We start from the raw sequence: 14,517 nt of genomic DNA on the forward strand, positions 1-14,517 counted from the left end.
TTAATTTTGCGATCGCCCATGTCTAATCTACCAATCACCTTCACTGTTAAACTCTTGGCCGCCTATCAAGAAGCAGAGGGCTTGTCCGAAATGAAATTAGAATTTCCCAAAGAAACTCCAGTATCGCAAGTCCTAGAACGCCTGAGTGCTGCCCCCTGTTCTAGGAGCGATCGCACCGGCTTCGGTATCAACCAGGAATTTGCCCTCGCCCCACCCCACTCCAAAACGGTGATCGAGTCGTCCTTATTTCCCCTGTCAGCTCTCCCCTTCTGCCCTCGGACACTCCCCCGATGCCGATTCTGTTTGTCACCGGGCGGGCGATCGAGCTAAACTGAGAACTGAGGCCTCCCTTCGATCGGAAGAAGTCCTCAAACTTCTTGGAAGAAATTGTTTTACCTAGGAGTGGGTCAAGCCCACTTTTTTTGTTGCATTAGTCGCAGGAAAAGAGCTCAGGGCGTCTGACTTGCAAGTTGAGGACTGATTTAGTAGGGGTACCCCCCCGCTTGAGATCCCTGCTGGGATGTTGGGTAAGTCCCAAAGTTGAAGACGAAAGTCGCAGCCACCTAATCAAACCACCTCAAAGCCAAGCAATCTCAACACCAAATTTTTCCTTGCCCGTGTCCGAGTTTAGGAGTTTTAACTTAAGTATTCGATATGACTCATCCCCTAATCCCACAAATCATTGACTTAGCTACCCCCGTTGCGGAAACACTGGGATTGGAAGTAGTGGGAGCAGTGTTTCACACCAACCAAAATCCTCCCGTCTTGCGGGTAGACATCCGCAACCTCCAACAAGACACTGGTTTAGCCGACTGCGAGCGCATGAGTACAGCCCTCGATGCTGAGTTAGAGGCAGCCGACATCATACCCGATGCCTACGTGCTAGAAATTTCCAGTCCCGGAATATCCCGATTGCTCAGCAGCGATCGAGAATTTATTACCTTTAAAGGTTTCCCCGTGACAGCCAAAACCACCGAACCGGACTCGCGAATCAAAGAGTGGAAAGGACTACTCCTGGGCCGAGATGAAACAGCGGTTTATCTCAATCAAAAAGGGCGACAGGTTAAAATTCCCCGCCCTCAGATTGTCAAAGTTGAACTAGACGAAGGCAAGGAGATGTAAAGGGAAATTTTGAGTTTTGAGTTTTGAGTTTTGAGTTTTGAGATTGCCTCGCAGCAAGCTGAAAACGCTTGGCTGCGAGTTAATTTTTAACAATCATATCTGTAGCAGCGGGTTGAATAGGGACAACAAATAAATTGTTACAGCAACCATTTCCCCTAATCCTATTCAGGAACTCATCACTCCTCTGTCATCACTTCTACTTGAAAATTTCCCAGTACCAATTACCGATTACCAGTTACTTATTACCACAGCAAAAAAGGAGTGTTTTATATGTCAATGGTTCCCCTGCCCGGACTCAAAGAAATGGTCGAAGGTATTAGCAAAGAACGCAATTTACCCAAACACGCCGTCCAAGCAGCCTTGCGAGAAGCCCTGCTCAAAGGATACGAACGCTACCGCCGTACCCAAAAACTCGATCACTTCAGCGAAGAATACTTCGACAACTTTGATGTAGAACTCGACGCCGAACAAGAAGGTTTCCGCGTTTTAGCCAACAAAACTATTGTCGAAGAAGTCATCAATCCCGATCACGAAATCTCACTTTCCGAAGTGCAAGAAGTAGCCACGGAAGCTCAGCCTGGGAGCATCGTGCTCGTAGACGTAACACCCAATCAAAAAGAATTTGGTCGCATGGCGGCGATCCAAACCAAACAAGTTCTCGCTCAAAAACTGCGCGACCAACAGCGCAAAATGATTCAAGAAGAGTTTAAAGATTTAGAAGAAACAGTTCTTCAAGCTAGAGTGCTCAGGTTTGAGAGGCAGTCGGTAATTTTAGCAGTTACCAGCAGCTTCGGTCAGCCAGAAGTAGATGCCGAACTCCCTAAGCGCGAACAGTTGCCCAACGACAATTACCGGGCAAACGCTACATTCAAGGTTTATCTCAAAAAAGTAGGCGAAGGCTCTACTAGAGGGCCGCAGTTACTTGTTTCTAGAGCCGACGCAGGTTTGGTGGTTTATCTGTTTGCTAACGAAGTACCAGAAATAGAAGATGGTGTGGTGAGAATTGTCGCCGTAGCCAGGGAGGCAAATCCGCCATCCCGGCACGTCGGCCCCCGGACTAAAATAGCAGTTGATACTCTCGATCGCGACGTAGACCCCGTAGGAGCCTGCATCGGAGCGCGGGGATCGCGGATTCAGGTAGTAGTCAACGAATTGCGCGGCGAAAAAATCGACGTGATCCGCTGGTCTCCAGACCCAGCAACTTATATTGCTAACGCTCTGAGTCCCGCTAGAGTAGATGAAGTGCGTTTAGTTGCTCCAGAAGGCAGGAGAGCTCACATTTTGGTCGCTGAAGACCAACTGAGTCTTGCAATTGGCAAAGAAGGTCAGAATGTCCGCCTCGCAGCCCGCCTAACCGGTTGGAAAATCGATATCAAAGATATTGCTAAGTACGATCGCGCCGCCGAAGACAGCAAATTGGCAGCAGAAGCAACTAGGCTCGAAGAACTAGCAGGCGACTACGACGAGGAAGCAGGCGACTACGACGAGGAAACCGCAGAATTTGAGGAAGAGGAGGCAGCCGCCACGGAGGAAACCGAAGCCGCAGTCTAAAAACTGTGACATTTACCGAAGAAGAATTCAGAATTCAGAATCCAGAATGGGTTCTGTGCGACAGGATGGAGAATCGAGGTTTAAACCCTCCGATTTTAATCGTGGAGCCGAAAAAATTCTTTCCGTGACCCTTACCCCTGACTTGGGGCATGGCGTATTTTGAATTCTGAATTCGGTCTTCTGACTCCTTGTCATAAGATTTTCTATCTTCGCCAGACAAGGAGGATTTGTCCCCTACTCCCCCTCTCACAAGAAATGAAACCGAACTACCGGTGCTGTGCAAGTTGTCGAAAAATAGCTCCTAAGGAAGCTTTTTGGCGAGTAGTCAGGCTCTATCCTTCTCATCAGGTACAATTAGATCGTGGCATGGGTCGTTCTGCTTACCTTTGTCGGGAAGCCGAATGCCTCAAAGCAGCTCAGAAAAAAAATCGACTTGGGCGATCGCTCAAAGCGCCTGTGTCTGACGAACTCTACCAAACACTTTGGCAGCGTTTAGCCACATCTGACTGTACATCTTACTCGGGCCTAGCCGGACGAAAAACCGACAATAGTTCGGCATCGACTGTATAAACCCTCTTGGCAGCCCTACCAGTAATTACCGGTAGCGCCAGCTATAAAACCCCAATCCGATCTGCCCACCAGTCTGGAAAGATTTGTGTCAGATTAGATAAGGGTAGGGTACTAGCAGAGGTATCCTCAAGGTGGAAAGGCAAACTTTGAAGCTTGAGAGAGTGGGTTTTGCCAAAACTCAGACTTCGGAGTTCCAAGTTCCCAAACAGACTTGAGAATTCTTCAACCGCAGACTTCAGCGAGTTGCATCTTTTAGATAAAATTGCTGAGCGAGTACCAAAACCCCGATTCCTGACACTGAATCAATCACACCGAATGATGTCGTCATTAGCACAAAAAATCACAATGTAAAAACTGGTTGGCACAAAAGAGGGCAGAGTGGATGAACAACGGCAAAGTAAGAATTTACGAATTATCACGGGAACTAAATTTGGATAATAAAGACATCTTGGCAGTTTGCGAGCGGCTCAATATTTCAGTCAAGAGCCACAGCAGCACAATTACAGAATCCGAAGCAGAGCGCATTCGCAAAACGGCGGAAAAATACGTAGCCAGTAGCCACTCTTCCCCCGGCAAGCCAGCTCCACCCGAAAGAGCAGCAGCGCCATCTAGAGAATCTGGCCCTCACCCTAACGACCAACAAAAAAAGCAGCAAATTTTAGAAATACGCAGTCCAAAAGTACGACCGGCTGGTGCAAACTCCCAGCCTGCAGGCAACGAGGAGAACCAAAATCAGCCGGCGGCAACCGTGGCAACTCCTCCCAAGTCGCCTGCAGCTCAACAACTCCAGCCTCCCGCTAAACCGAATATCAATCGACCTGTACTGTCGAAGCCAAATGTCGCTGTGTCGGCAGCTCCGTCAGAAGTGTCGGAAAATGTAGGTGCGATCGCCCCGGAAACCACCGCCCAGGCTCAGGCACCTGCGGCACCTCAACCGCCGTCGGAAAAGGCTCCAGAACGCAATCAGCAACCGCCGATCGCCCCCCCTGCGCCGTCGGCAAAACTCACGTCGCCCCCCGTCAGAGGGGCGTCCGAGTCGGCTAGCCGTACCCCACAAAATCTGGGGAACAAGCCGGTACTCAAACTTGCAAAAACCGAGCAAGAGCAATCAGGACAGTCAGAAACTCTGGAAGCGCCGGCTAAACCCAGCCGCCCCAGCAGACCTGCACCGGGATCTCCTACCGAATCTCGCGACGCGCAAAGACCGCGCCGGGAAGGCGCTGGTGGTCCAGTCAAAACTCAACTTGCCGATCGACCCCAGCCCGGTGGGCCGCGCCGGAGCCTTGCCCCCGCAACGTCAGCTACCGGGCTGCGTAGCCGCGGCGGTGACACCGGAGCCGCAGGGGATGACACTGATGACAATGAAGAAGATAATACGCCGTTGCTGGGGATTACTCTCCTCGAAAGGCCCTCCCTCCCTCGTCCTGCCAAAAAGACATCGGTCATTTGGGAAGAAGATGATGACGAAAACTCAGATGCTGCCAAAGCTGCCAAGGCTGTTAAGGCAAAACGTTCTCGCCTCAAACCAATAGATGAGGATGACGACGACTTAGAAAACGGCTTGGATATGCCAGCACCAGTCACGGTCAGCCTGTCCCTAGCCCGTCCAGCTAAAGCGAAGTCACAAGCAGCACCCAAGTCAACACCAACTCCGGGCGCACCCGGCAGCAGTGGAAAAAATAAAAGACCGGGCCCTTCTCACGATAAAAGTTCTTCTTCTGGTTCTAGTGGGGGACGCGGCAACCGGGGCAAAACAGCGGAAGCTAAGGTAGAACGTCCAGAAAAGCTGCTGCTGAGCAGGCCGATGACCGTTCAAGAACTAGCAGTTACTCTGGCTGTTCCCGAAACCGAAATTATTAAGCGGCTTTTCTCTAAAGGAATTGCGGTAAATATTACCGAAACCCTGGACATTCCAGCGGTGAGGATGGTAGCCGAAGAAATGGGCGTAGAGGTGGAAACCCCAGAAAAAGTAGCCCCAGCTATCAAAGTGATCGAGATGCTGGACGCAGCGGATTTGGAATACCTCGAACGCCGTCCGCCAGTAGTAACGATTATGGGTCACGTGGATCACGGTAAAACTACCTTGCTCGACTCGATCCGCAAAACCAAGGTGGCTCAGGGAGAAGCTGGGGGCATTACTCAGCACATCGGTGCTTACCACGTAGATGTGGTACACGAAGGCAAGAGCCAGCAGGTGGTATTTTTGGATACGCCCGGTCACGAAGCCTTTACAGCGATGCGGGCTCGGGGAACACGGGTTACGGACATCGCCATCTTGGTGGTGGCGGCGGACGACGGCGTGCGACCCCAGACAATTGAAGCGATCAGCCACGCGAAAGCGGCGAAAGTGCCAATTGTCGTGGCCATCAATAAAGTTGACAAGGAGGGTGCTCAGCCGGAACGGGTGAAGCAAGAGCTTACTGAGTACGGCTTGGTCGCAGATGACTGGGGCGGCGATATCACGATGGTTCCAGTCAGCGCGATCCGAGGCGAAAACCTGGATACTCTGTTGGAAATGATTCTGACAGTGGCGGAAATGGAAGACCTCAACGCCAACCCGCACCGACCTGCTAAGGGTACTGTGATTGAAGCTCACCTCGACAAGGCAAGGGGCCCTGTGGCAACTCTGCTGGTGCAGAACGGCACTCTGCGAGTGGGCGATATTGTGGTCGCAGGCTCGGCTTTGGGCAAGGTGCGCGCCATGATCGATGACCGGGGCGATCGCGTAGAGCAAGCAACTCCATCCTTCGCGGTGGAAGTGCTAGGGCTGCGGGAAGTTCCTCGCGCCGGAGACGAGTTTGATGTCTTCGCAAACGAAAAAGAAGCGGCGGCGATCGCCTCTGGAAGAGCTACCTCCCGACGAGATTCACGCCTGCTGCAAGGCGGCCGGATCAGCCTCAGCGGCTTCTCTCAACAAGCTAAGGAAGGCGTTCTCAAGGAACTCAACTTGATCTTGAAGGCAGATGTCCAAGGCTCCCTCGAAGCAATAGTCGGCGCTCTGACTCAACTTCCTCAAAAAGAAGTTCAACTCCGACTGCTGCTATCTGCTCCTGGGGAAATTACAGAAACGGATATTGACCTCGCAGCAGCCAGTAATGCTGTAATTATCGGGTTCAATACTACTCTCGCCACCGACGCTCGCCTCGCCGCTGACCAAGCGGGGGTAGACGTGCGGGAATACAGCATCATCTACAACCTCTTGGATGACATTCAAGGGGCGATGGAAGGCCTGCTGGAACCCGAATTGGTGGAAGAACCTTTGGGTCAAGTCGAAGTGCGCGCTGTCTTTGCGATAGGTCGCGGGGCTGTGGCTGGATGTATGGTACTCTCTGGCAAAGTCATCCGTAACTGTAAGGTGCGGGTGCGCCGGGGTAACAATGTCGTTTACGAAGGTGTCCTCGACTCCCTAAAACGGATGAAGGAAGATGCCAAGGAAGTCAATTCTGGCTTTGAATGCGGTATTTCCTTGAGCGGATTTAGCGACTGGGCGGATGGCGATATTATTGAAGCCTACCGGATGGTTACTAAGCGCCGGACTCTCTCTCAATAGTTTTGAGTTGTGAGTGTTGAGGGGGAAGAGAATTTTTGAGCGATCGCAACCAAATTGCCGATCGCTCGCAACTCTTCTCTTCACTCAATACTCCAAAACTCATCACTCGCAACTTTTGTTTTTAGCTTATAGCAGAAGGAAGAAAGAAAAAGGTTTTAGTTATCTGGGAGAGAAGGAAGAAGCAATAAAAGCAAAGATGTTAGCAATCAACAACGTCCTAATCGTCTTGGCTGTTGCGGAAAATTCAAAATTTAAAACTAAAAAAAGACTTACGCAAAGCAACCGAGTTTCCTCTCAAAATGCTCGGTTTGACCGCTAGAAATGTACTCTTCGCACCGGGTTTCTGGGTCAAGAGTGCGTCCCAGACTCTCAAAATTCAAAACTCATAACTCATAACTCATAATTATTTAAAGTGCGTTCTTTTTGGTCAGATCCTTTTTTGTGGATTCACCTTTCTGGGGCGGCTACACTGCCGATCTTCCTGGGACTGTGTTTGCTAGGACTCGCAGTGGGTTCTCCCCTGCTCCCTGTCTGGTTAGAAATATTTTTAGTGGCTGTAGCCGGTATTGTTCCTGTGCTGTGGATGCAGTGGTTCCGCCCTTTTTACATTTTTAGTATTTTAGTTGTGGCGGTGAAACCGCAGAATTTAACTTCTGTGCAGCACCGGATTCTGACTCGGTTTAAAACTAAGTTAAATCAAGGAATCGCTTTTTTTGTCGCTGTTTTGCTGGCAGTAATTTTGTGGCAACTCTACCGATTGGCTCCTCTCGCGGCTTCGGTGGCTCCCTTTCCTCCTTCCTGGCGGTGGGCTGGATTGTTGTTGGCAGTTGCTGCTTTTTTAGCTAGCAATTTGTTTTTGCAGGTGTCTGCTAGTGTCATGGCGGTTTTGCTGACGCCGGAATCAGAGTTTGCAGCGACAAAGCCTCATGTTTTAGAAAAAATTTGGCAGGATTTTACGATCGCGCCTTGGCAAGTCGATCGACTTTTGCCGGCTTTGGCAGCCGAGACAACTGCCGCTGTGGCTGCACCCGCAGAGTCAATTGGGCCAGAATCCAGCATAGGGAATTTGTCAGTCGGCAGTATTGTCAACCCAAAACCTGCTGACACCAACGGCGTTACATCTCTACCCGAAGAGTCGATGGAAAAAAAGTGAAATAAAAAATTAAGAGGGGGACAATTGTAGTTTAAGCTACTTTAATTTGTACAGATGTATGCTGTGAAAAAAATAGGTAAGGCCCCTCTTCGGATAGAGATTATTAATAGTCTTAATATTTAATTTTTAATCGCAGGTTGTAGATATTTTATGTTGGCTCTTTGGAAAGAAGAATCTATAATAGAGAGTGTCAAGGTCAGCTTTCAATCCTTACAAGGGATTAAAACAGAGGTATAACAATATGGCGAATTATCTACCGCTCGCAGAAGAACCTCAAGCCGCAGAGCCGATCGAGCTGTGCGAAGATTCTGAAATCTGGGGCAGTCTCAAATCCGCGATCGGCGCAAGTTCAGGATTTCAACGCTGGCAGCTAGAACTCAATTTTGAGCGTCAGCAGCAAAATGCCACCATCGATCAGCAGGTTCGTTCCTATCTGCGGGAGACTTTAGAAACTTTGGCTTATTGAGTACCCTAAAACCAAATATTGTCACGGTTTGTGAATTTTATAGCCCAATTCTGCTGGCATCCCCTCCAATATGCTAAGTGAGTGCCGATAGTGAGTGTCGAGAGTGAGTGTCGATCGCAACTTCGGAGATCAAATTGCAGGGGACAGTATTTCTCCTTACTTAGTCGGGATTAATTTCCGCATTCTGCTGGCAACACACACTTAGAAAAATTCCGAGAAAATTAGCCTGAAAGCCCCCATACAAAGCGACTGCGGCCGCTATCTATTGACGTGCCTGTTGCCGGAACTGTTTATAATAAGGCTGAAGCAAAATAAAATTAATCGTGCGGTTGTGGCGGTACATCAAACCGTCCCCATCAACATACTTACAAACCTTTTGCACCGTAAGTCCTATTAAATAGTCTACAACCAGAGTAGAGGAAAATGCGCTTAGTAATAGTTCAGTATGCCGGCGATTACGCAGAAGCCTTTGAGCGTTTAGCCAAAGGTGGAAGCGAAACATACTACGCTCAAAAATATTCTGTTGATGCCGTCACCGAGATGGCAAAACGAGCTGAGTCAGTAACGGTTATTTGCTGCATGACACCCGAATTTAACGATCGGGTTCTAGAAAACGGCGTGCGGGCGATCGGTTGCGGATTTAATTACAAAATTGATTCCCAAAAATTGATCGAGTTAATTGCCCAGCAAAAGCCGACTCATTTAGTCCTGCGGACGACTTTTCCAGACCTTTTTAAGTGGGCCATTAAAAACGAAATTAAAACCATAGCTGTATTTGCCGAATCTATTGCAACAAAAACTTGGCGCAATAAATACCGCAACTATTTCCTATCCCAATTGTTAAACAACGAGCAAATAGAATGGGTTGGAACTTACGGTATTACTTCATCTTTATTGTTCAAAGAAATAGGAGTAAAAGCTGATAAAATAATTCCCTGGGACTTTCTCTTAGAGAGCAATCCCGGCTCTTTGTCGCCGAAAACCATCCCTGCGGACATCAAAAAAATTCAACTTTTTTACGCTGGTTCGTTAGTACAAAGTAAGGGAGTGGGCGATATATTGAGAGCCGTAGCAAAGTTAAGAGAACGGAATAATATATCAGTTCACTTAAAAATGGCAGGTAAAGGTGAAGAGGAGTTTTTTGCCCAGCGAGTCGAAGAGTTGCAAATTAAAGATTGTGTAGATTTTCTGGGAATCGTGCCAACTCAGAGTTTAGAACCTTTAATGAGAGAATCCGATCTCGTGTTAGTTACTAGCAGGCACGAATATCCCGAAGGTTTTCCCCTGACAATTCAGCACGCTTTACGCACTAGAACACCGATAGTAGCTTCGGATCACCCGATGTTTAAAACCCACTTAAAACACCGTATTAATTCGATGATTTTTGAGGCGGGGAACTCTCTGGCTTTAGCAGAATGTATCGAAAAAGTTATTTCGGATTCAGCGCTTTACCACAATCTTTCTGTCGCTTCTCACTCTACCTGGCAGGAGTTGCGTCTGCCTGTCAAATGGGCGGACTTGATCGATCGCTGGCTGGATGATTCTCCTGAAAGCAAACAGTGGTTATTTGAACAAAGATTAGCTTCTGGAGCCTATAACTCAAGACAAAGTTAATAATTAGGTCAACCTAATTAAACTTGAGTAGGACTTATATCTAGTCCTGTCATATAACCCTCATCAGGCAAGTCGTGAGGACGAAGAGTCGTTTCTTAAAGATTTTAACAAATAAGGACTCTTCGTCAGTCCTCTCCTATTGAGTTTTTATTTTGCCTGCATTTTTTGCCGAATCTGCTCTCCGCGCCTAGCCGCAACTTGTGGCCAAGTAAACTCCAAAGCTCGCTGGCGGGCGGCGGCTCCCATCTTAGCCCGCAAATCAGGAGAATTAGATAGTTTTCGTAGTCCCTCCACCCAGGCGTCAGTATCGTAAGGAGGAAGAATTATGCCCTCAACGCCATCGCGCACAACACCGCCTCCTCCCATCGGTGAAGCCAGAATCGGCAAACCATGACCCATTGCTTCATAGATAACGAGTGCGCTACCTTCCTCCAGACTGGGAAAAGCAAAAAAGTCAGCTTGGCGATAGGCAGAACTGTAGTCCAAGGCATAATCAAAGTGAACTACATCAGGACGTTTGAGCAAATGGCTGCAAGTTTGAGCAATCGCCGGTTCGAGGGAGCCAAAAATTGTCAGCTTTCCCTTAATCCCAGCTCGCTCCCAAGCCTGTAAGAGCAGGTGAGTCCCTTTGCGGACGCAGGCAAAACCTAGGAAAAGGACGTTAACTTCCTCTGAGGCCGGTTTTTGGGATTGATAATTGGGGAAACGCGACGGCGACCAACCTTCAGTGGTTAACACCAGTTTTTCTTCAGGAACTCCGGCTTCTTGAAATGATTTTACTACTGCCGGACTGGGACAAAACAGAAAGTCAACTAGCTTGAGTTTTTGCTCTTCGGTCTTAATTTTTTCTGGGGTAATTGCGTGTTGAGGTTGCAATTCCAAGCGAGAGTAAGCATCGTCAAGGATACTCTTAGCTTGCTTTTGACAAGTATTAACTCGCTCCCAAAAAATCGGCTTACTTTGCTTGTTAACGCTCTTTACAGTATCTAATGATATAGCGGGCCACAAGTAGGCAACATCAAAATTTTTGATATCTTTGAGAAAACGCTTCTCTGCCTTGATTTTGGGAGCAGTAGGGCTGCGGTAATACAAGTTTGTCAGTAATGACGGAATTGCTTCAACTATATTTGAGTTGCGGCAGGAGCGATCGCAACTCGGGACAACCATGCGAGCATTCAGCTCAGGTTTTTGCCATTCTTTGCACACTGAAAAAAATACGTGGCTGATGGCTCGGTCATTGCAATGAATTGGGAATAAAGCACTCAGTTTTAACATAGGATTCATCTTGAGTTAACTAAAGTTTTTCTACTTGTTTCTAAACACGGAGATAGAAAAATGAGGCTCGGTTTAGAGACCAGTCTTGTTTGATTGAAAAGTAGATTCTGCCGTCTGACAGTGATTGTATGGTGACAACATAACATTAAGTAAATTCACTGACAAGGCCCTGAACCAAAAATTATGTATTTTTACTGTAAAGAATGAAACAGCAGCATCCAAAATGCACTGAAAATTTTTCCAAGATGTTTGGCGTCTTACTAAATAGGGCTTTTCAAGCGTTTTAGATAACGTGGCGATTGAAATTGCTGCTACACATACTGTTCTCCTGGATATTACGTACGAAAATAACTGACCGAAAACATCCAGAGTACAACCTCCCGGATCGCGGCCGCGGATCAGGTCTCACTCACCTGGGCATCCGAGCGAACGGAGAATGGTACAGGCCGCTTTTGTGGCATCTAAAATCTCAAATTTCAAATCTCAAATCCATCGACCGGGTATTAAACCCGGATTTGGTATAGCAGAAGGAACAAGGAAGAAGTTCACCACCCGTGCTCCCTCCTTGGGGGAAATCAGAAGGTAAATGCAATAAAATTAATGGTTTGGGCTATTAAAAACCTCCGGTGGAACCGAAAAGGTTGCTAGATCATTACCTTCCAAAGGGCGTTGTGGAGTTAAAAAACATCCTAGCTGCTTTTCTTAAAAAACAGCTAGGATGTTTGTATGGCAAACTATTTCAGGATTTTAGCCTGCTGTTGCCAAAGCTGGATTCTTAGTTTTGCCGATCGCCAAACATTTTTTAACAGCAGCAATTACATCTTCCACATCTGCATCTGTTAATTTTGCCGAAATCGGCAAGCTAACTGTATGCCGCCCAATGTAGCCAGCATTCGGATAATCTTCGGTATGCCATCCAAACATTTTTTGATAGACAGGATGTTCCGGCATACTCATATAATGTACGCCGACACCGATATTTTCAGCATTGATAGCGTCGAGAAATTCGTCGCGGCTGATTCCAGTTTTGGCTTCATCTACCAGGATGGTGTACAGGTGATAAGCATGAATTGTATCCGGTTCGGAGTTGGCTGGCAAAGTAATCGGCAAATCCGCAAATGCTTCGTTGTAGCGCTGCCAAATCTGCTCCCGCCGCTGCCAGTAAGGCGTGACTCGTTTCAATTGATGAATGCCGATCGCAGCTTGCAGATCCATCATATTGTATTTAAAACCGACTTCCACCACTTGGTAGTGCTTGTAACCCGAGTCGCTGAAGCGCTTCCAAGCATCTTTGCTCATACCGTGCAGCGCTAAAATGTTGAGCCTGTCGGCGTCTTCTTGACTGGCGGCCAGAATCATTCCTCCTTCCCCGGTCGTAATGTTTTTGGTGACATAAAAGCTGAAGCATCCGAAGTCGCCAAATGTGCCTGCTTTCCGTCCCTTGTACTCTGTTTCGATCGCGTGAGCACAGTCTTCAATTAACTTCAAGTTGTGACGGCGAGCAATCTCGCAAAGCGCATCCATATCGCAGGGACGACCTGCGAAGTGAACCGGCAAAATTGCTTTAGTTTTTGAAGTGATTTTAGCTTCGACTTGAGCCGGGTCAATATTCATTGTCACCGGATCTACATCCGCCAATACCGGTGTTGCCCCGGCGTGGATGATGGCATTAACTGTAGCGCAAAAAGTCATCGGAGTAGTAATGACTTCATCCCCCGGTTCCAAGCAAGCAGCGAGGACGCTCAAGTGCAGTCCCGCCGTACAGGAATTGACTGCAATCGCGTACTGGGAACCCTTGTAAGCATTAAATTCGTCTTGAAACTTCCTGACTTTAGGGCCTGTACCCAACCAACCTGTTTTCATGGTTGCCACCACTTCTTGAATTTCAGCATCTTCGATCGCCGGAGCACCGAAAACCAAGAAACGGTCTTTTGAACGAATAGGATTGTTGTTCATGTTGCTAGTCTTACCCAGTAAGTAAACTTGATCAAATGGAAGTGTTAATGAATGCAGTATCAGCGTTTTTTATCCAGATCTTTTGCTAATACCTTGTATAATGGCATCTTTTGTATAACAAGCTTACTAATGACAAGCCGTTTTTTCGCAAGCGCCTGACCCTGACAGAATTTATATATTTTAAGATAGAGAATCTCCAATGTCCAGTAGATCGTATTTCAGTTTATGGGTGATACACAAGCTCTTACCCGCATTTTTTACTTTAAATATTTTTTTTTAAAAAAGTTTTCTTTCTCTATAAATTTTTTGTAAGATGTCGAACATCTATCCAGAGAAAGATTTGACAGCGAAGTTATTTGATTTGTGATTTTTAATTTTAGAATTAGGAATGACAGATTCCCGTGAGGTTTGGAGCTTGGGTGGAGTTAGATTTTGTTTTAACTCGTGTAAAAATTAGGCAAATTTTGCACAAAAAAAATGTAACTCCCCTGTAATTGATGCAGGTTCAGCAACATTCTGCGATCGCTCCAAGCAATCAACCGTCCTTGACCAAATCCACTACAATCGAGGCAGACGAATCTTGTTCAAAATGTCTTGCAGCCGTTCTGAAACGCCGCCCAATTGTTCTGACAAAGCTACAAGTTTGCCGTAAGCTTCAACTAAGCGATCGCCCTCAACATAAACTTCTGAATTCGGATAATTCTTCATCGCTTCCAGCAGTGTAATCTCGTTATCATTAGTTGCAGACAGCACCAAGGCCTCGCGCAAAGCTTCTCGATTTGCATTCCCAGAAGGAGTGCGAATTACCTGACCCACTTCATCGAGAATAATTTCCCCAACCTTGCTGTTAAGCGTTTGATCCAAAAACCTTTGACTGACTTTTACTGGTCTTGTCAGACTGTTGCGAACGGCTTCCGGGTCTTTTTTTGCTTTTCCCAGCAGCATTTCTAACGCGGGCGACATTTGCCCAGTTTCTGCAAAAATTTCTAATTCGCTGACGGGTAAAGTCATTCGGATCGCACTGTATTTGAGCACTACCTTTTCGGCAGCCGCCGCAGCATTACTGTAAAATACAATTCCCGCGCCTGCTGCTAAAAATAACGTCCACCGCTTTGTGAAAAATGATCGACCCATAGTCAAATCTCCTAACATCTTTTTCTACTTCGACTTTGACACATCTCATTAGTTACTGCACAGGCTCAGGTCTTCGGCAAAGGCCAAATTATTCGATCGCCCCAGCACTTATACCATTTTAGATTT

At 47.4% G+C, this 14,517-nt stretch carries 11 protein-coding genes; 8 read left to right on the forward strand and 3 right to left on the reverse strand.

Annotation, left to right across the window (positions count from 1 at the left end; all coding sequences use genetic code 11):
* Window positions 1-18: 18 nt before the first annotated feature.
* The 8 genes from QUA07_RS21115 (at window position 19) to QUA07_RS21150 (ending at window position 10,026) form a co-directional block, all read left to right on the forward strand.
* Entirely contained in the window at window positions 19-330 is a 312-nt protein-coding gene (locus QUA07_RS21115; RefSeq protein ID WP_333328800.1) for a molybdopterin synthase sulfur carrier subunit, read from the forward strand.
* Window positions 331-654: 324 nt separating this feature from the next.
* The gene (gene rimP, locus QUA07_RS21120; RefSeq protein WP_333040953.1) at window positions 655-1,122 is read left to right on the forward strand and encodes a ribosome maturation factor RimP; all 468 of its coding nucleotides are present in this window, start codon (window positions 655-657) and stop codon (window positions 1,120-1,122) included.
* A gap of 270 nt (window positions 1,123-1,392) precedes the next feature.
* Entirely contained in the window at window positions 1,393-2,673 is a 1,281-nt protein-coding gene (nusA, locus tag QUA07_RS21125) for a transcription termination factor NusA (protein ID WP_333328804.1), read from the forward strand.
* Window positions 2,674-2,928: 255 nt separating this feature from the next.
* Window positions 2,929-3,243, forward strand: coding sequence for a YlxR family protein (locus tag QUA07_RS21130; RefSeq protein WP_333057840.1), 315 nt, complete (start codon window positions 2,929-2,931; stop codon window positions 3,241-3,243).
* 382 nt (window positions 3,244-3,625) lie between these two features.
* Complete coding sequence (gene infB, locus QUA07_RS21135) at window positions 3,626-6,793, forward strand: translation initiation factor IF-2 (RefSeq protein ID WP_333328807.1); 3,168 nt, start codon at window positions 3,626-3,628, stop codon at window positions 6,791-6,793.
* 412 nt (window positions 6,794-7,205) lie between these two features.
* On the forward strand, window positions 7,206-7,946 hold the full coding sequence (locus QUA07_RS21140) for a low-complexity tail membrane protein (RefSeq protein WP_333328810.1): 741 nt from the start codon (window positions 7,206-7,208) through the stop codon (window positions 7,944-7,946).
* Between the two features lie 241 nt (window positions 7,947-8,187).
* Window positions 8,188-8,412: a hypothetical protein gene (locus tag QUA07_RS21145; protein WP_015178993.1), complete on the forward strand. Its 225-nt coding sequence runs from the start codon at window positions 8,188-8,190 to the stop codon at window positions 8,410-8,412.
* Between the two features lie 423 nt (window positions 8,413-8,835).
* Window positions 8,836-10,026, forward strand: coding sequence for a glycosyltransferase family 4 protein (locus QUA07_RS21150; protein WP_333328813.1), 1,191 nt, complete (start codon window positions 8,836-8,838; stop codon window positions 10,024-10,026).
* A gap of 147 nt (window positions 10,027-10,173) precedes the next feature.
* Here the strand turns inward: QUA07_RS21150 and QUA07_RS21155 are convergent, their stop codons facing one another.
* From QUA07_RS21155 to QUA07_RS21165, 3 genes are all read right to left on the reverse strand, one after another.
* Window positions 10,174-11,301 (reverse strand): glycosyltransferase family 4 protein, encoded by a 1,128-nt coding sequence (locus tag QUA07_RS21155; RefSeq protein WP_333328816.1) that lies wholly within the window; start codon window positions 11,299-11,301, stop codon window positions 10,174-10,176.
* 747 nt (window positions 11,302-12,048) lie between these two features.
* Window positions 12,049-13,257 (reverse strand): DegT/DnrJ/EryC1/StrS family aminotransferase, encoded by a 1,209-nt coding sequence (locus tag QUA07_RS21160; protein WP_333328819.1) that lies wholly within the window; start codon window positions 13,255-13,257, stop codon window positions 12,049-12,051.
* A 558-nt stretch (window positions 13,258-13,815) separates the two neighbouring features.
* Window positions 13,816-14,391, reverse strand: coding sequence for an alpha/beta hydrolase (locus tag QUA07_RS21165; RefSeq protein ID WP_333328822.1), 576 nt, complete (start codon window positions 14,389-14,391; stop codon window positions 13,816-13,818).
* Between the last annotated feature and the right edge of the window lie 126 nt (window positions 14,392-14,517).

This window comes from Microcoleus sp. T3_A4 (genome assembly GCF_036700465.1).
In the GTDB taxonomy this organism is placed as follows: Bacteria; Cyanobacteriota; Cyanobacteriia; order Cyanobacteriales; family Microcoleaceae; genus Microcoleus.